The organism is Pseudoalteromonas sp. NZS100, assembly GCF_015864815.1.
Lineage (GTDB): Bacteria > Pseudomonadota > Gammaproteobacteria > Enterobacterales > Alteromonadaceae > Pseudoalteromonas > Pseudoalteromonas distincta.
On sequence record NZ_JADYWM010000004.1, the window covers coordinates 138,359 to 156,363 of the forward strand.

Here is an 18,005-nt window from a genome sequence, read left to right on the forward strand (position 1 = left end):
TTAAACCAATGAATTGTATGAAATTTATTTTTATTACTATTGCAAAAACACTAATTGAATGTAGTTTTATCTCTATTTTAGTTGCTCTATTGCACTATAATTTACGCATCAACCAAGCAATGACGCTTATTGAGTAAAAGGAAATGGACTGCTTACTCAACCAACCAATGATTAGGTTATCAGGACAACACGGATTTTAGGACAGGCTCAGGATGAGTATCACAACGCAATGTTGTAAAAAGGACAGCGTCAGGAAGATGCGAAAAGGATAACAACAAGGCTAAGTTGTTCAACAGGATGTTGAAGGAATAAATGGATAGGCCTTTAAGGCAACACAAGGGATTGGTTAAAACAAGGATACACTAGGAAGTGTAATTAAGGATTTGGTAATAGTATTTACCCTACAGGATGTTTAGGAATTAAAGGATACAGGCCCGGATGGTCTACATTACATAGAACTAAAAAGTAATATAGTAATAAACATGGATTAGTGAAAATTGGAGTTGATTAAGTTCAATTGCAGGATGCAGAAAATTAGAAGATTCCGCAAGCGCGCCTAGAGATAGAGCGCGCTTTTCTTTGCCTAAAATTTGGGTGAGTAAAGCACTGAGCAATTATCACTAATCTTTACTGAGTAATATCGCATCACAGCCAATCAATGCTAAGACCTTAAAATACTTTATTAATATTTTAAATTTCGCTAAGTTTTTTATTAATTGCGCCGATAACTAAATAACGCAAGGATCATAAATACTCAATGGATATGAATTTTAAAACATCTCAAAGTAATACCTTTTTATGTAAAGTATCAGACGCAAGTACAGCAAAACCAATTGGTGTTTTTAGTGCCCGAACTCCCGACGAAAATCCGTATAAAGCTTTATTTAACCCCAAAGGTTATAACTTTTTAAATATGCCAATGAGTGAGTTTAAAAATATACTTAACGAAATTATTCAGTTAGAACGCGACATTCGTATTAGCAAGTGGGGTGAAGGTGCTCGACCTGATGAGTTTAGTTATCAACTTAATAGAATAGCAGACGCAATTGCAACGACTCAATTTAATGGCAAAATAGACATTAGCTGCTACTTTTTAAAACGAGTTGAAGAAGCAAAAGAAATGATTGGTGAAGACTGTATCTCGTTTATTCAAGTGCATAATAGTATAAGTCAATTGTATAATACTGTTTTACAATTAACATCTGAAGAAGGCTTCAGAGCAATTCAAAATAAAGCGCTTGCTCACTTAAAAAATCAGCAAGCATTTGCTTAACTTCGTAAAATTAATCTTCTAGCGGCCGTCCCTTGTTGCGCTTACCCAATAAATACGCATCACGAAACTTAATAAAATGCTGCTCTAATTTTGTCGATGCATCCATTTCGCCCGCAAGTGCTAATACCATAATAGCCACTTCAGCAGTGCCTAGTTGATGTGCATGAGGGGCTACACGTAATCGGTAATCAGATAGTTTATCAGCAGTAACAGAAAGTACAGGCAAGTTATCTAAATAAGGGCTTTTACGAATCATTTTCTTAGCTTCGCGCCACGTACCATCTAAGAATATAAATAGCGGCTTTTTACCTGATTCAATACTCACTTCTGTAATGGCTCTGCCCTCTTCTACATCTTCTGCGGGAAAGACGACCATAGGCTGATACTGCGAATCATTTATTAAAGCTAAAAGAGCGGGGTTAGGATCTGTTCTATCCCATCTAAATGCGTGGTTATCTGGCACTATTTCAGCAATTAAACGCCCTGTATTAGAAGGTTTAAAGCTTTCATTATGATACATCAGTAAGCATACAGCGGCCTTACAATCTGCATGCTCAACACCTTTACAAATACAGTAGTGCTTAGCAATCAGGCATTGTTCACAACGATCTAATTTACCGCCTCGAGCATTAAACTCTCGACGAGATTCACTTATTTGTTGAGCGCGTAATGCTAGAACTGAGTTTTTCACTGTATTTACCTTCAATTAATTAAGCGCGCATTGTAACGACTTCTTGTTATTTAATCTTATATTTATCGAAGTTAAAAATAGACATAAAAAAACCCAACCGAAGTTGGGTTTTTCAAGCAAATACTAAAAAGTTAAATTACTTCTTTTTAGCTGCTTTTTTGTTTGGTAAATCAGTGATTGAACCTTCAAAAATTTCAGCTGCAAGGCCGATTGATTCGTTCAATGTTGGGTGAGCATGAATTGTAAGCGCTAAGTCTTCACCATCAGCACCCATTTCAATACCTAAACCGATTTCGCCAAGCATTTCGCCCGCGTTAATACCGATCATAGCACCACCGATTATACGGCCACTTTCTTTATCAAAGATAAGTTTAGTAGAACCTTCAGTACGAGCAGATGCAATTGCACGACCAGATGCTGCCCACGGGAATACCGCAGTTTCAACTTTTAAGCCTTGCTCTTTTGCTTCTTTCTCAGTAACACCTACCCAAGCGATTTCTGGGTCTGTGTACGCTATTGAAGGAATACATTTAGGGTCGAAGAAATGCTTCTGACCAGAAATAACTTCTGCAGCAACATGACCTTCATGAACCGCTTTATGCGCAAGCATAGGTTGACCAACTAAGTCACCAATTGCAAAAATATGGCTTACGTTAGTACGTAATTGCTTATCAACATTAATAAAGCCACGCTCATCAACGTTTACGCCTGCTTTTTCAGCATCAAGTAAGTTACCGTTTGGAGTACGGCCAACTGCAACAAGTACTTTGTCGTAACGTACTGGTTCTGCTGGTGCGTTTTTACCTTCAAACGTTACGTATAAGCCGTCTTCTTTAGCTTCAACACCAACAACTTTAGTTGAAAGCATTACGTTGAATTTTTTGCTTACGTATTTTTGGTAAATTTTGATAATGTCTTTATCAGCTGCTGGTACTAATTGATCAGCAAATTCTACAACATCAATTGCAGAACCTAGCGCACGGTAAACCGTACCCATTTCAAGACCGATAATACCACCACCAAGTACAAGTAGCTTTTCTGGTACGTCTTTAAGTTCTAATGCACCAGTTGAATCAATTACACGGTCATCTTCTGGGATGAAAGGTAAGTTAACTGGTTTAGAACCTGCTGCAATAATCGCGTTATCAAACGTGATAGTTGTAGCGCCGTCTGCGCCTTCAACTACTAAAGTATTGCTGCCAGTGAATTTGCCGTATCCAGATACAACTTTCACTTTACGCATTTTGGCCATGCCTTCTAGCCCACCAGTTAACTGGCCAACTACAGAATCTTTCCAAGTACGAACTTGGTCAAGATCGATTTTTGGTGCGCCAAAAGTAACACCGTGAGATGACATTTCTGCTGCGTCATCAATCACTTTAGCTACGTGTAAAAGTGCTTTAGAAGGAATACAACCAACATTAAGACATACGCCACCTAATGTTTCGCGAGATTCTACTAATGTAACTTCTAAGCCCAAGTCAGCAGCACGGAAAGCCGCAGAATAACCACCAGGACCACCGCCTAGTACAACAACTTGAGTTTTTAATTCGTTGCTCATGCTTTTACCTTAATTGTTTGAACGGGACACTGCCCTAAAATTTAACTGCCATGTTTCTGCAAGGCAGAAAGAGTGAGCAGCGCACAAAGTGATGCAATTCGTACAAAGATTGTATCATTGCAAATGGTAAAAATCCCAGCTAAAAACAACTGGCTGGGATTTGATTCTATTTATTTTATTGCGTATACCAATTTTACTAAACTGGTTACATCACCAACTGGCGAATATCGCTCATGTAACTTGCAAGAGTCACAGTAAAGCGTGCAGCTAATGCTCCGTCAATAACCCTATGGTCGTATGACATAGACAGCGGAACCATTAGTTTTGGTTCAAACTCTTTGCCATTCCATTTAGGTTTCATTTCAGATTTAGATACACCTAAAATAGCAACTTCTGGCGCATTAACAATCGGCGTAAATGCCGTACCGCCGATACCGCCAAGGCTAGAGATAGTAAAACAGCCGCCTTGCATATCAGACGATGTAAGCTTACCGTCACGTGCTTTAACAGATACTTCCATTAGTTCACGTGATAATTCAATAATGCCTTTTTTATCAACATCTTTAAACACTGGCACTACTAAACCATTTGGCGTATCAACAGCAACACCAATGTTAATGTACTTCTTAAGAATTAAACTTTCGCCGTCGTTAGACAGTGAAGAGTTAAATGTTGGGAAGTCTGCAAGGGCTTTAGCTGCTGCTTTCATCACAAACACAAGTGGTGTGATTTTAACGCCAAGCTTTTTCTTCTCGCTAAGTGCATTTTGCTCTTTACGGAATACTTCAAGACTTGTGATATCAGCTTCATCAAACTGTGTAACATGTGGGATTTGTACCCAGTTACGGTGTAAGTTTTTACCTGATAGCTTTTGAATGCGAGACAGTTTTTTCTCTTCAATTTCGCCAAATTTAGCAAAATCGACTTTAGGCCATGGAATAAGACCAAGCTCACTACCACCTGCGCTACTACCTGCAGATAATTGACCAGATTCAACTTGCTTAACTAGGTTTTTAACGTAGTTTTGCACGTCTTCTTTAACTATACGGGCTTTGCGACCAGTGCCTTTAACGTTAGCTAGGTTAATACCAAACTCACGCGCTAAACGGCGAACAACGGGTGATGCATGAGCATACGCGCTGTTTTCTGTGAAGCTTTCATTACTTGCTTTTGCAGGTGCCGCTTGAGCCGGTGCTGACTCTGTTTTAGCCGCTGCTGCAGGTGCTGATTTTTCAGCTGGTGCAGATGCCGCTGGCGCACTGCCTGCAACTTCAAATACAAAAATTAATGAACCAGTCGATACTTTATCGCCAGCGGCTACTTTAATTTCTTTAACTTTACCTGCAAATGGAGCTGGAACTTCCATTGCAGCTTTGTCGCCTTCAACGTTTAAGATTGATTGATCTTCTGAAACTTCGTCGCCAACGGCAACCATAATTTCAGTTACTTCAACTTCATCGCCACCAATATCAGGTACATTAACTTCTTTAGTGCTTGGTGCTGAACTTGCTGTTGAGCTCTCAGCTGGCGCTTCTACAGGAGCCGACTCTTTAGCCGGTGCTGCAGATTCACTTCCTGCTACTTCAAAAACAAACACTAACGAGCCAGTTTTAACTGTATCGCCAGCGGCTACTTTAATTTCTTTAACTGTACCGGCAAATGGAGCTGGAACTTCCATTGCTGCCTTGTCGCCTTCCACGTTTAAGATAGATTGCTCTTCTTCAACGGTGTCACCAACAGCAACCATGATTTCAGTTACTTCAACTTCATCATCGCCAATATCTGGTACGGTTACTTCTTTAATTGAAGAGCCTGTAGAAGCAGCTGGTGCTGCCTCTTCAGATTTAGCTGGAGCAGCGGCTGATGTATTTTCCTCATCAGTGCCTTCACTCTCGCCTTCAAATAAAAATACTAAAGAGCCTGTTGTAACGGTGTCGCCAACGTTAACTTTAATCTCTTTTACAGTCCCCGCTTGAGAAGCAGGTATTTCCATTGATGCTTTGTCGCCTTCAACATTTAGTAATGATTGGTCAACATCTACTTTATCGCCAACGCTTACTAATATTTCGGTTACTTCTACTTCGTCGTCACCAATATCAGGTACTTTAATTTCAATACTCATTGCAAACCTCTTATGCGTACAGTGGGTTAAGTTTGTTAGTGTCGATGTTGAACTTTTTAAGTGCTTCAACAACTACTGACTTCTCAACTTCACCGCGTTTAGCAAGTTCAGATAACGTAGCAACAACAACGTAGCTTGCGTTAACTTCAAAGTGACGACGTAGGTTTTCACGGCTATCAGAACGACCGTAACCATCTGTACCTAACACTTTGTAGTTGCTGCTTGGAATGAATGAACGCGCTTGTTCTGCGTAGTTTTTCATGTAATCCGTTGCTGCAACAGTCACAGAGTCGTTTAATACGCTTGTGATAAATGCTGTTTTTTGCTCGCTTCCAGGATTAAGCATGTTGAAACGCTCAACATCTTGACCATCACGCGTTAGCTCATTGAAAGATGTTACTGAGTAAACATCTGATGCAATACCATATTCTTCGCTTAAGATTGAAGCAGCTTTGCGCACTTCAGTCATAATAGTACCTGAGCTTAATAGCTGTACGTTGGCTTTTTTACCTTCGTAACTTTCAAGCTTGTAAATACCTTTACGAATACCTTCTTCAGCGCCTTCTGGCATAGCTGGCTGATGGTAGTTTTCGTTCATAAGCGTTAGGTAGTAGTAAATATTTTCTTGGTCGTCACCGTACATACGACGAATACCGTCTTGTACAATAACTGCAACTTCAAACGCGTAAGTTGGGTCATAAGAAACACAGTTAGGAACCGTGTTTGCAAGAATGTGGCTGTGACCATCTTCGTGTTGTAAGCCTTCACCATTTAGCGTTGTACGACCCGCTGTAGCACCTAATAAGAAACCACGTGCTTGTTGATCGCCCGCCATCCATGCCATGTCGCCAACACGTTGGAAACCAAACATAGAGTAGTAAATGTAGAATGGGATCATTGGTAAATCGTTAGTGCTGTATGATGTTGCAGCAGCAACCCATGACGACATAGCACCTAACTCATTGATACCTTCTTGCAATACTTGACCTGAAGTTGCTTCTTTATAGTAAGAAACAATATCACGATCCTGTGGCGTGTAGTTTTGGCCATGCGGGTTGTAAATACCGATTTGACGGAATAAACCTTCCATACCAAATGTACGCGCTTCATCTGCAATAATTGGTACGATATTTTTACCAATGCCTTTATCTTTTAATAAGATATTAAGTGCACGAACAAAGCCCATAGTAGTAGATATATCACGCTTTTGCTCTTCAAGTAGTGGCTTAAATGCATCTACTTCTGGCAATGTAAGTTTTTCACTAAAACGTGGAATACGCTTAGGTGTGTAACCTTTAAGCTCATCACGACGCGCATGTAGGTACTTGTACTCAGGTGAACCTTCTTCAAGCTCTAGGTATGGTAATTCTTTTAATTGCTCTTCAGATACTAAGTCATCAAGACCAAGGCGTGAACGTAAATGTGCAACATGCGACATGTCCATTTTTTTCACTTGGTGTGCAATGTTTTTACCTTCAGCTGCTTCACCCATGCCGTAACCTTTTACAGTTTTAGCAAGAATTACAGTTGGACGACCTTTTGTCTCTTCTGCTTTTTTAAATGCAGCAAATAGTTTTGATGGCTCATGACCACCACGCTTAAGCGCAAAAATTTCATCATCTGTCATATCTGCAACAAGGGCAGCTGTTTCAGGGTAGCGACCAAAGAAATGCTCGCGCACATATGCGCCATCTTTAGCTTTATATGTTTGGTAATCGCCATCAATTGTTTCGTTCATCAATTGTAGTAATTTACCTGTTGTGTCTTTAGCAAGCAGAATATCCCAACCGCTGCCCCACACTAGTTTAATTACGTTCCAGCCAGCGCCTTTAAACAAGCCTTCTAACTCTTGAATAATTTTACCGTTACCCATAACTGGGCCGTCTAAACGCTGTAAGTTACAGTTGATTAAATAACAAAGGTTATCTAGTTTTTCACGTGCAGCGAAAGAAATAGCACCACGTGATTCCGGCTCATCCATTTCACCGTCACCTAAAAACGCATATACACGTTGGTTTTTAGTGTCTTTTAAGCCACGACCATCTAAGTATTTTAAGAAGCGTGCTTGATAAATTGATGAAATAGGACCTAAGCCCATTGATACCGTAGGGAACTGCCAAAACTCAGGCATTAACTTAGGGTGTGGGTACGATGGTAAGCCTTCGCCATCAACTTCTTGGCGGAAGTTATCTAGTTGCGCAGCCGATAAACGACCTTCAACAAATGCACGTGCGTAGATACCTGGAGAAATATGACCTTGGTAATAAACTAAGTCACCACCGTCTACATCATTTGGTGCTTTAAAGAAGTGGTTAAAACACACTTCATAAAATGCAGCAGATGATTGGTAAGACGCCATATGGCCGCCTAAGTCGAGATCTTTTTTAGATGCACGTAGAACGATCATAATCGCGTTCCAACGTATAATTGAACGAATACGACGTTCAAGATTTACATCACCTGGGTAAGCAGGCTCTTGATCTACAGGAATAGTATTAACGTAGTTCGTGGTAATACCCGTTGGCATATCAACGCCGTCTAAACGGGCTTGCTCTAATACTTGCTCAAGTAAAAACTGAGCTCGTTCAACACCTTCTTCGCGCACAACTGATTCAAGAGCTTGTAACCACTCTTGTGTTTCTAGCGCGTCTACGTCAATTTTATTGACTTCAGACATATGGAGGTTTCCTTATGTTTAAAATACGAATATTGTTAATTTAATATCACAGCTACTTAATTTGTGTGTTCAAAGTAGTTATGTACTAACTTAATTTTGTTTAGTGCGTCTTAAACTACGTTCAATTCGCGAATGTTCTTTGCCTGCTTCAAGTAGTGCTTCTTCGATAAATGCTAAGTGCGCATTACTTGCTAAACGGGCTTGTTCTGGATTACCGTCAATAACGGCATCCATTAATAAACGCCTGTGTTGGGCTAACTGACTGCTAATATCTGACTTTTTTAATAGAACAGTTAAATTTTGCAATACATTTTGCTCAAGCAGCGCTTTCATACCTCTAACTAAATGCAGTAACACCACATTGTGCGAGGCTTCTGCCACGCTAAAGTGAAATGCATTAATTGCTTTTGCTTTTTGCTGTAAATCATCATTAACTAAGGCAATTTCATCAAAGCTTTGTTTTACTTTGCTAAAATCGTTGCTGGTCCCGCGCAGTGCTGCGTAGTAAGCAGCAATCCCTTCTAATGCATGACGAAATTCAAGTAAATCAAACTGCGACTCAGGGTGCTTACTAATCAAATCAAAAAGTGGATCAGTAAGCCCTTCTTCGAGCTGATTTTTTACAAACGTGCCGCCACCTTGGCGACGCGTAACTAAACCTTTCGCTTCTAATTTTTGAATTGCCTCACGCAGTGACGGGCGAGACACTTCAAACTGCTTTGCTAGTTCACGCTCTGGTGGCAACTTTTCACCTGGTGCTAACGAGCCTTCAAGAATCATATTCTCAAGTTGCTGTAAAATAACATCAGATAATTTTGCTGCTTTAATCTTTAAAGACATGAATCAACGTCCGCGTTGTATAAATACCAAGAGCCCATAAAACTGGGCTTTAAGTAGTATGATTTACCCAAAAGGTAAATTGGTCATACCAAAAATTTTCAATACGGTATCAAAAACACTATTAGCTGTCAATTTACAGGTAGTTTGAGCAATTAAAGTAGCGTAACGCATTTTGAACGAAGATCAAACAATGCGCAATTTGCAAAAATTGTTATAACGTATTTGGGATGAAAACAATTGGTCTGACCAGAATGAATTAGAATATTAGCTCTATTTTATTGTATTTAAAAACTGCAGGAAGAGATTAAAGCACCTTACATTGCATAAGGTACTTTATTAAAAAGGCATCAACTTAAGACAGCCCGCCAAATAATGTAAGCAACGCTATTAGTACTAGGTAAAATAATACATTACGCTTAACAAGCTTAATCATACACGTAGCTTCGTAGGTACAGCCGTAATAACGCTTTTCAACTTGTTCTGCAGCAAGTGCAGTACATGTTACTACTTCGCGATTTGGAGATTTAAAGTTAAGTACGTAACGTAGCCAACAACTTGTGCCTTTATTAAAGTTACCTATTACTAAATAACCAAAGCTGGTGATACGTGCAGGTAACCAGTCAAGCCAGAACAGTAGTTTATGTATAAGTTTAAAACGCTTAGCAAATATTACTTTATGATCATCTCGTACTAAATCAGCTAAAGTACGTACCAGTGCATATAAAACTGCGCCCGGCGCACCTAAAACAACAAACCAAAAAATCACCGCACAGTAAAATCGAAAGTTTACCCATGCCAATGTTTGCCCAAAGGTTTCACCACCATCTTGGTCATCAGTACGCTTTTGACCTATTTGCAACGCATATAAAGATGCAGCAGTACCGTCATCTCGCGTTAAGGCATTTAAGTACGACTTATATAAAGCGCGCTGCTTAGCACAACCAAAGCAAACCAAAAGCACAGCAATATTAATAGCTAACTGCCATAGTACAAAATCAGATAAACAATAAATAAACGCTATTGCTATTACTGGGAGTAAAAGCCAAATTAAAAAGCCCGGTGCAGAACTAAATAACCCTTTGTCACCTAATAGTTTATTAGAGCGATTTAAATAACCATTTGTGTAGTAGCTTATCTGCCAGTAATTAGACCGAGCCCCTAAACGCTCCAGTATTAATGCAATTATTATAGAAACTAAAATCATGGGAATAACTCTCTTAACTTAGTTGTTCAAGCATATTAAAAAACAATGGCCAATTAAAGCTACTGCCAGGATCGGTTTTACGTCCCGGGGCAATATCGCAATGCCCAACAATACGCGAAGGGGTAATTTTTGGATAGCGTTGTATTATAGATTTACTAAGTGTAGCTAATACTTCGTATTGCGCTAAAGAGTATGGCGTGGTGTCGGTACCTTCAAGCTCAATGCCAATGCTAAAGTTATTACAAGCAGATACGCCCTCAAACTCAGATTGGCCAGCGTGCCAAGCACGCTTTTCAAAAGGCACGTATTGTATAACCTCACCGGTGCGCTTTATAAAGCAATGGGCCGATACACGTAATTTTTTTAAGTCACTAAAACTCGAGTGAGCATTGCAGTCAATGCTACCCATAAATAACTCATCAACAAAAGATGTACCAAACTGCCCGGCTGGCAAAGATATATTGTGAATCACCAATAAAGAAATATCAGCCTCATCAGGGCGCTCATCAAAATGCGAACAAGGCCGCTGCGCTACAGTACTTAAAACACCGTTTAAATCTATTTTCATGATACGTTTATTATATAAATATCAAGATATACATAGCACTGATGCTAAAGGATTTATTAAAACAATGATAGTAACAAACAGGTATAAAGCCCTACCTGCAAATAATTCAAACCCACACGTAGGTGCTAATTTACGCCTGCTCATGTAACGTAACTTTTGAAATTAAAAGCGAGGTATAAAACCTCACCTACAGATAATACAAACCCACACGTAGATACTAATTTACTATACGCGCTTATCTTTATATTGGTGAAAAGGCAATCGCTTCTCTTTCTTTTATAAACATAGTAAAATTTGCTTAATTTATTAACGCTTATGAGCATTCCATGTCTATTTCGCACACTCTTATTACTCAGCTTGTTACTCTAGCACTTGACGAAGATCTAAATTATCAAACAGCACAAGAAGGCGATATTACCGCGCAATTGATCCCCCAAAATGAGCAAGCAAACGCCAAAGTAATTACCCGCGAAGACTGCATTTTTTGTGGAAAAGACATCATCCTTGAAGTATTTAAACAGGTAGACCCAAGCGTTAAGGTTAATGTACTTATAAACGATGGCGTCGCAGTTAAAGCAAACAGCACATTATTTACAGCCACTGGTTCAGCACGTTCAATATTAACAGCCGAGCGAACTGCACTTAACTTTGTACAAACGTTATCGGGCACAGCCACTACTACAGCACATTATGTAAAAGAGCTAAGTGGTACAACTACGCAATTACTCGACACACGCAAAACCATACCAGGTCTGCGAGCTCTTCAAAAATACGCAGTAAAATGTGGTGGGGGTGCAAATCATCGTATTGGTTTATTTGACGCTTTTTTAATTAAAGAAAATCATATAGCGGCTTGTGGCACAATAAACAAAGCCGTTGCTCAAGCTAAACAAAATCACCCAAACAAACCTGTCGAAGTAGAAGTAGAATCACTCCCTGAACTTAAGCAAGCAATTGAAGCTGGCGCCGACATAATTATGCTCGACAACTTTAGCGTAGAGCAAATTAAGCAAGCTGTAATTTTAACCAATAAGCGCGCAAAATTAGAGGTTTCAGGCAATATGACTCTAGAAACGCTCAAAACTTATTCACAAGCGGGTGTCGATTTTATATCAAGCGGAGCATTAACAAAAAACTTACAATCAATCGATTTATCGATGCGTTTTGAGTAATTTTAAAGCAATAATGGGTAATTAATACCGCTAATTAATTGACAAGTTAAGTAAAAAAGCATTAAATAATCCAAAAGGCTTACTTTGTAACAAATTGTTAAATAAAATCGCTTTTTTATAATAAGATACGTGCTAAATACTAAAATAAAATGGTAGACTAATTCTGTTGTACTATTTTATTTAAAAAGGTAGTCATAAATAACTAGTACCTTTAGTTTTTAAAGACATAATTAAAAACTTAAGCAACTAAACTACTTACTTTATGCCTATACTATTTGTTGCTACAACATGTAGTGCACTTAGTAAACTTTTATAATTAGTACTAAACATAATGAATTCACATTCGGCTTTTGTGTTTCATACTCTAAAGCTAAAGTGTAATAAAATTAATTTTAAGTAAAACTGTAAAGTAAATCAGTTAAATTAAGTGAGGCATTTTGCCGCTTAAGTGATTTAAGTTACAAAAATCTATCCTTTAGGAGAGGAAACATGAAAACAATGACTCAAAAACAACAGGGTTTCACCCTAATTGAATTAATGATTGTAGTAGCAATCATCGGTATTCTTGCTGCAGTAGCACTGCCTGCTTATCAAGATTATACAAAACGCGCACATGTTAGTGAAGGTCTTAACTTGGCTGCCGGTGCGAAAGGTGCTGTGACGGAATTTTATGTATCTGAAGGAACATGGCCGACATCTAATACTGACGCAGGGCTGCCTCTTGCTGCAAATATCACTGGTAATGCTGTAGATACTGTAACAGTTAGTGCAAATGGCGTAATAACAGTAGCTTATAATAGCAAGGTTGAAGCTGGTACAACACTCGCTTTAACTCCTAGCATATCTTCAAAAGGTGGATCGATTACTTGGTCGTGTGCTGCAGGAGCAACTAAGCCTGTACAAGCAAATTACTTACCTGCTAACTGTAGGTAATATATTTACCAAGCGCAGATTATAGAATCTGCGCTTTTAAATAATCATCATGTCAATCAACTTACTTATATCTTTCCTCTTGTTCATATTTACCTTTTTTAATTGGTATACTAGTTTAGATTCACAAAGTTTAGGTATTAAATCGGCCGGGAGAAAGCTTTCGAACGCTTTGTCCAACGGTCCTTTTTTATATGAAGTGTCTGTATTTTTTATTGGGGCATTATTATCTATAATACTTATAGGCTTAGTCGCTTATGTTGTATCTAATAATTTGGAAAAAGTAGCTAAAAATAAAATTTCTCCTCTATTCTGTTTAATTTTGACATGGCTACTTTTATCAATAACAATTTTCAGCCTATCTAGCTACTTTTATCATGACTTATTTTTTAGTCACCCTAGCCTAGCAAATAAAACTTTAATAATAATAATGCTACTATTTTTTTCGATATTGTTATTGTCATCTTTTTTCATATCCAAAAACATCAAGATTACTTCATTCATAATTTTAATACTACTGGTTCCTGAAATAGCCTCCATTAATGTAAACAATGAGATACAAACGACTAGCAAACCGAATGTATTTATCATTGGTATTGATTCTTTAAATCAAGATGAAATAAATGAAAAACAAACTCCTTTTTTGCAAAGTTTTATTGATGAATCAATATATCTACCAAATACCTACACACACGTAGCAAGGACATTCCCCTCATGGGTAAGTATTTTAACAGGTGACTACCCTTTAACTAATAAAGCTCGTTTAAATCTTACTAATTTTAACCAAATAGATTTAACTAAAGCATTGCCTTACTATTTAAAAAATGCCGGCTATACAAATTATTACATACAAGATGAAAGACGTTTTAATAATATAGATGAAAGATTTTTTTTCGACAAAGTAATTGGTCCTCCAGCTACAGCTGCAGAATTTATCTTGTCTAAATTTGTTGACCTCCCTTTACTCGCTCTTACATCTAAATTGAAATTTTTTAACTATTTTATGCCACATTTACAGAATAACAGGGCTGTATGGGTTACTTATGATCCTACAAGGTTTAATAAAATAATAAACGTAAGCTTACATCCTTTTGAAAAACCTGTATTTGTGGCTAGTCACTTCACATTGCCACATTGGCCTTACAAGACAAACAATAAAACTAATCACTTAAAAGATAACTACCACAAATATTTAGAATCAATAAAAATGGTAGATGATCAAGTTGCAAGCTATATGTTCAATTTAAAAAGTAAAGGGTTATTAAAAAACGCTCTGATTTTTATCATTTCAGATCATGGTGAGAGCTTTTCTAGAGATATAGATACTCCAAAGCATAATGAAAATTCACAAATAATAAATTTAGCAGGTCATGGAACATCAATCGTTTCAAATTCCCAATATAAAACCTTACTCAGCTTTAAGTACTTTACAAACAACGAACTATCAGAATTTGGGGGCGTAAGAACTAAACTAAACTATGCAATGTCAGACATTACACCAACAATTATTGATATTTTAAAGTTAGACGTAAAAAAAGAATTTGATGGTCAAAGTATTTTAAAAGTTAAGAAGCAAAGAGATATTCCTTTAGAAAGTTCATTACAGCCAATGTTTAATAGTAAAGGCACAGTCGATATAAATGGGACTATTGAACAAAATGCTAACTTATTTGAAATAGACCCTTTAGGTAAAGTTATTATTAGAAAAAGCCTATATCAAAAAGCTGTAAACTCGAAACAAAGGGGAATTATTTTTGATAAATGGCAATTATCTATTTATCCAGAACATGCTAATCAGATTTACATCACTGACTTAGAAAGTAATATTTTATATAAATACATTGATTTTCCAAACGCAAGGTTAAAGGTAGAACTATTAGATAAACTGTGTAGCCTTTATCTTGAAGAAGTAACAGTTGCGCAAGTAGAACCATGTAGTAATTTAAGCTATGTGTACAATCAATCCATAAAGGAACTATAATGGCTAAGCAAGTAAATAAAAAAAGTTTAGATACTTTCCAGTGGATCGGGGTTAGTGCTAGAGGGAAGCGTCTTGAAGGGGAGCTGGCTGGGAATAGCATTGCATTAGTAAAAGCACAGCTTCGAAAGCAAGGCATTACGCCCTCAAAAGTAAAGCGAAAAGCAAAACCGTTATTTGGCATTCAAAGTGTTCAAAAAATAACGCCAAAAGATATAGCACTTGTTACCCGCCAAATAGCAACTATGTTATTAGCTGGCGTACCGCTAATACAATCAATAGAGATGATTGGCACAGGTTCAACTAATAAAAGTATCGCCAAGTTAATGGATACTATTGCGGATGAAGTAAAAGCAGGCCAGCCACTATCAACAGCACTTAAAAAACACCCCCGCTATTTTGATGATTTATACTGCGATTTAGTGGCATCAGGCGAACAATCAGGTTCACTTGATAAGATATTTGACCGCGTTGCACTTTATAAAGAAAAGTCAGAAGCACTAAAATCTAAAATTAAAAAAGCGATGTTTTACCCTATAGCTGTTTTAGTTGTAGCTTTAATAGTTACCTCAATACTCCTTATATTTGTAGTACCGCAGTTTCAAGATATTTTTGCTGGCTTTGGTGCAGAACTTCCCGCGTTTACATTGTTTGTAATTGGTATATCAGAGTTTATGCAAGAGTATTGGTGGGTTGCACTAATTACTGTAATTGCAGCTGGATGGATATTTAAAGAGGCTAAATTAAGAAGTTTAAAACTCAGAGATGCTACAGACAGAGCCATACTAAAACTGCCTGTTATTGGCATGATTTTAAATAAAGCAGCTGTTGCTCGCTATGCACGAACTCTTTCGACTACGTTTGCTGCTGGTGTGCCGCTGGTTGATGCGCTTGACTCTGCTGCAGGCGCTTCCGGCAATGCAGTTTACCGTTACGCCATTTTAGACATAAAACTCGAGGTTAGCTCTGGTAATCAAATGAACTGGGCAATGCGTAACTCAAAAATATTCCCTGATATGGTAATACAAATGGTTGCGATTGGTGAAGAATCTGGCTCACTAGACGGCATGCTTGCTAAAGTAGCGACTATTTATGAGCAAGAAGTTGATGATGCAGTAGACGGCCTTTCAAGCTTGCTTGAGCCACTTATTATGGCCGTACTAGGTGTACTTGTTGGTGGCTTGATTGTTGCGATGTACTTGCCTATTTTCCAACTTGGCTCTGTTATTTAATTACTAAAGATAACAATTTACAGGAAATAAAAGAGAGGCTTACTTTTTGGTAAGGCGTAGCTATTAATGTCTTCTCATTTACTCTCTTTTATTTCTCTTTGTGATAAATACTTCACTTAATTTTTAAACGCTTAATTTTAAAATAATTTTCAGGTAATATGATGCAAAGTATTATTGAAGTAATGCAAAGCCAATTGTGGTTTTATTTAACCACCGTTGGCTTAGTCAGTTTGTGTATTGGTAGTTTTTTAAATGTGGTTATTTATCGCTTACCGTTGATGATGCAACGTGAGTGGCAAAGCGAATGCAGACTACTGTTGGAAGATGAACTTACAGCTAATAAATCTAAACAAGCCAATATCAATGAGCCTTTTAACTTAGTCAAACCTAACTCTACCTGCCCTAAATGTAAAACAGCCATAAAGCCTTGGCAGAATATTCCTATTATTAGTTGGTTAATACTTAAAGGTAAATGCGCAAGTTGCAGTAACCCTATTTCGGCCCGATACCCTGCAGTAGAGCTAATTACTGCCCTATTAAGTTTAATTGTTGCCTATAGCTTTGGTGCGACCGAGCAAGCACTTTTATATATTTTTGTAACGTGGGTTTTTGTAGCACTGACCTTTATTGATATTGACCACATGCTACTGCCAGATCAGCTTACACTTCCGCTTGTTTGGCTTGCACTTATTGCCTCGGTAATGGGTTACACAATTGCACCAACCGATGCAATTATTGGTGCGGCTTGTGGTTATTTAAGCTTATGGAGCGTGTTTTGGCTATTTAAGTTATTAACCGGAAAAGAAGGCATGGGCTATGGCGACTTTAAGCTACTTGCTGTATTTGGGGCATTACTTGGCTGGCAGTCATTGCTTACTATTATTCTGCTTTCGAGCGTGGTAGGTGCCATTATAGGTATTGCGCTGTTGAGCATACAAGGTAAAGACAAAGCGACCCCTATCCCTTTTGGGCCTTATCTAGCGATAGCAGGCTGGATCACTATGCTTTGGGGCAACCAAATTCAAGGCACTTATTTTAATTTAATTGGTTATTAAAATGAGTGAGCAAATTACTAAAGTTAATAGCTGGGTATTAGGTTTAACAGGCGGTATTGGCTGTGGCAAAACGGCCGTAAGCAATATGTTTGAAGAGCTTGGTATTACAATAGTTGATGCCGATATAATTGCGCGCGAAGTAGTACTCCCAAATAGCAAAGGGCTAAAAGCGATTACAGCCCGCTTTGGCAAAGATATTTTATTGCCAGATGGCACATTAAATAGAGCAGCGCTGCGCGCAAAAATATTTACTAACAACAGTGACAAAGAATGGCTTAATGCGTTGCTACACCCTCTTATTCGCGCAAAAATACTAAACGATTTAAATAATGCAACTAGCCCTTATGTTGTTTTAGTAGCGCCTTTATTGTTTGAAAACAACCTTGATAAATATTGCGACCATACCTTACTTATTGACGTACCAACCTCTGTACAAGTAGCGCGTACAGCAAAACGTGACAACACAAGTAGTGAGCAAGTTAAAAGTATTATTGCCTCGCAAATGTCACGTGATGATAAGCAACAAAAAGCGGATGATATTTTAAATAACGACCGTAGTTTAAACCTAGTGAATATAGAACTTGTTGATCTTCATAAAAAGTACCTACAATATGCATTACACAACAAAACTAACTCACAATAACACTGTCCTAACTCACACAAACTCGTATTTTAGTTAGTAAAATCACAACAATGAATGAA

The 18,005-nt window shown here is 37.9% G+C and carries 14 protein-coding genes; 7 read left to right on the forward strand and 7 right to left on the reverse strand.

All coding sequences use genetic code 11. From position 1 onward, the window contains the following. Positions 1–757: 757 nt before the first annotated feature. On the forward strand, positions 758–1,273 hold the full coding sequence (locus tag I6E69_RS05635) for a hypothetical protein (RefSeq protein WP_193225577.1): 516 nt from the start codon (positions 758–760) through the stop codon (positions 1,271–1,273). A 10-nt stretch (positions 1,274–1,283) separates the two neighbouring features. Here the strand turns inward: I6E69_RS05635 and I6E69_RS05640 are convergent, their stop codons facing one another. The 7 genes from I6E69_RS05640 to ampD all read right to left on the reverse strand — a co-directional run bounded on the left by I6E69_RS05640 (position 1,284) and on the right by ampD (position 10,936). After that, positions 1,284–1,964 carry a tRNA-uridine aminocarboxypropyltransferase gene (locus I6E69_RS05640; protein ID WP_138489694.1) on the reverse strand — a complete coding sequence of 227 codons (681 nt, stop codon included), beginning with the start codon at positions 1,962–1,964 and terminating at the stop codon, positions 1,284–1,286. 136 nt (positions 1,965–2,100) lie between these two features. After that, complete coding sequence (lpdA, locus tag I6E69_RS05645; RefSeq protein ID WP_002957761.1) at positions 2,101–3,525, reverse strand: dihydrolipoyl dehydrogenase; 1,425 nt, start codon at positions 3,523–3,525, stop codon at positions 2,101–2,103. 205 nt (positions 3,526–3,730) lie between these two features. Further along, positions 3,731–5,647, reverse strand: coding sequence for a pyruvate dehydrogenase complex dihydrolipoyllysine-residue acetyltransferase (aceF, locus tag I6E69_RS05650; RefSeq protein WP_193225576.1), 1,917 nt, complete (start codon positions 5,645–5,647; stop codon positions 3,731–3,733). 10 nt (positions 5,648–5,657) lie between these two features. Further along, entirely contained in the window at positions 5,658–8,324 is a 2,667-nt protein-coding gene (aceE, locus tag I6E69_RS05655; RefSeq protein WP_197120799.1) for a pyruvate dehydrogenase (acetyl-transferring), homodimeric type, read from the reverse strand. Between the two features lie 90 nt (positions 8,325–8,414). Next, complete coding sequence (gene pdhR / locus I6E69_RS05660; protein WP_002957764.1) at positions 8,415–9,164, reverse strand: pyruvate dehydrogenase complex transcriptional repressor PdhR; 750 nt, start codon at positions 9,162–9,164, stop codon at positions 8,415–8,417. Positions 9,165–9,516: 352 nt separating this feature from the next. Beyond that, entirely contained in the window at positions 9,517–10,368 is an 852-nt protein-coding gene (gene ampE, locus I6E69_RS05665; RefSeq protein ID WP_039488272.1) for a beta-lactamase regulator AmpE, read from the reverse strand. Between the two features lie 13 nt (positions 10,369–10,381). After that, the gene (ampD, locus tag I6E69_RS05670) at positions 10,382–10,936 is read right to left on the reverse strand and encodes a 1,6-anhydro-N-acetylmuramyl-L-alanine amidase AmpD (protein ID WP_197120800.1); all 555 of its coding nucleotides are present in this window, start codon (positions 10,934–10,936) and stop codon (positions 10,382–10,384) included. A gap of 326 nt (positions 10,937–11,262) precedes the next feature. Here ampD and nadC point away from each other — a divergent pair, with 326 nt between their 5' ends. The 6 genes from nadC to coaE all read left to right on the forward strand — a co-directional run bounded on the left by nadC (position 11,263) and on the right by coaE (position 17,946). Continuing rightward, positions 11,263–12,108: a carboxylating nicotinate-nucleotide diphosphorylase gene (nadC, locus tag I6E69_RS05675; protein ID WP_197120801.1), complete on the forward strand. Its 846-nt coding sequence runs from the start codon at positions 11,263–11,265 to the stop codon at positions 12,106–12,108. A 489-nt stretch (positions 12,109–12,597) separates the two neighbouring features. Continuing rightward, complete coding sequence (locus I6E69_RS05680) at positions 12,598–13,041, forward strand: pilin (protein ID WP_269435710.1); 444 nt, start codon at positions 12,598–12,600, stop codon at positions 13,039–13,041. Between the two features lie 49 nt (positions 13,042–13,090). Then, on the forward strand, positions 13,091–15,019 hold the full coding sequence (locus tag I6E69_RS05685; protein ID WP_197120802.1) for a sulfatase-like hydrolase/transferase: 1,929 nt from the start codon (positions 13,091–13,093) through the stop codon (positions 15,017–15,019). Next, positions 15,019–16,248, forward strand: coding sequence for a type II secretion system F family protein (locus tag I6E69_RS05690; protein WP_197120803.1), 1,230 nt, complete (start codon positions 15,019–15,021; stop codon positions 16,246–16,248). The genes I6E69_RS05685 and I6E69_RS05690 overlap by 1 nt, the downstream gene beginning before the upstream one ends. Positions 16,249–16,409: 161 nt before the next feature. Continuing rightward, the gene (locus I6E69_RS05695; protein WP_197120851.1) at positions 16,410–17,303 is read left to right on the forward strand and encodes an A24 family peptidase; all 894 of its coding nucleotides are present in this window, start codon (positions 16,410–16,412) and stop codon (positions 17,301–17,303) included. Position 17,304: 1 nt separating this feature from the next. Continuing rightward, positions 17,305–17,946 (forward strand): dephospho-CoA kinase, encoded by a 642-nt coding sequence (gene coaE / locus I6E69_RS05700; RefSeq protein WP_197120804.1) that lies wholly within the window; start codon positions 17,305–17,307, stop codon positions 17,944–17,946. Positions 17,947–18,005: the final 59 nt, after the last annotated feature.

Coding starts and splice junctions, on each gene's coding strand:
- I6E69_RS05635 (WP_193225577.1), top strand. CDS start 758: ATGGATATGAATTTTAAAACATCTCAAAGTAATACCTTTTTATGTAAA.
- lpdA (WP_002957761.1), bottom strand. CDS start 3,525: ATGAGCAACGAATTAAAAACTCAAGTTGTTGTACTAGGCGGTGGTCCT.
- aceF (WP_193225576.1), bottom strand. CDS start 5,647: ATGAGTATTGAAATTAAAGTACCTGATATTGGTGACGACGAAGTAGAA.
- aceE (WP_197120799.1), bottom strand. CDS start 8,324: ATGTCTGAAGTCAATAAAATTGACGTAGACGCGCTAGAAACACAAGAG.
- pdhR (WP_002957764.1), bottom strand. CDS start 9,164: ATGTCTTTAAAGATTAAAGCAGCAAAATTATCTGATGTTATTTTACAG.
- ampE (WP_039488272.1), bottom strand. CDS start 10,368: ATGATTTTAGTTTCTATAATAATTGCATTAATACTGGAGCGTTTAGGG.
- ampD (WP_197120800.1), bottom strand. CDS start 10,936: ATGAAAATAGATTTAAACGGTGTTTTAAGTACTGTAGCGCAGCGGCCT.
- nadC (WP_197120801.1), top strand. CDS start 11,263: ATGTCTATTTCGCACACTCTTATTACTCAGCTTGTTACTCTAGCACTT.
- I6E69_RS05680 (WP_269435710.1), top strand. CDS start 12,598: ATGAAAACAATGACTCAAAAACAACAGGGTTTCACCCTAATTGAATTA.
- I6E69_RS05685 (WP_197120802.1), top strand. CDS start 13,091: ATGTCAATCAACTTACTTATATCTTTCCTCTTGTTCATATTTACCTTT.
- I6E69_RS05690 (WP_197120803.1), top strand. CDS start 15,019: ATGGCTAAGCAAGTAAATAAAAAAAGTTTAGATACTTTCCAGTGGATC.
- I6E69_RS05695 (WP_197120851.1), top strand. CDS start 16,410: ATGCAAAGTATTATTGAAGTAATGCAAAGCCAATTGTGGTTTTATTTA.
- coaE (WP_197120804.1), top strand. CDS start 17,305: ATGAGTGAGCAAATTACTAAAGTTAATAGCTGGGTATTAGGTTTAACA.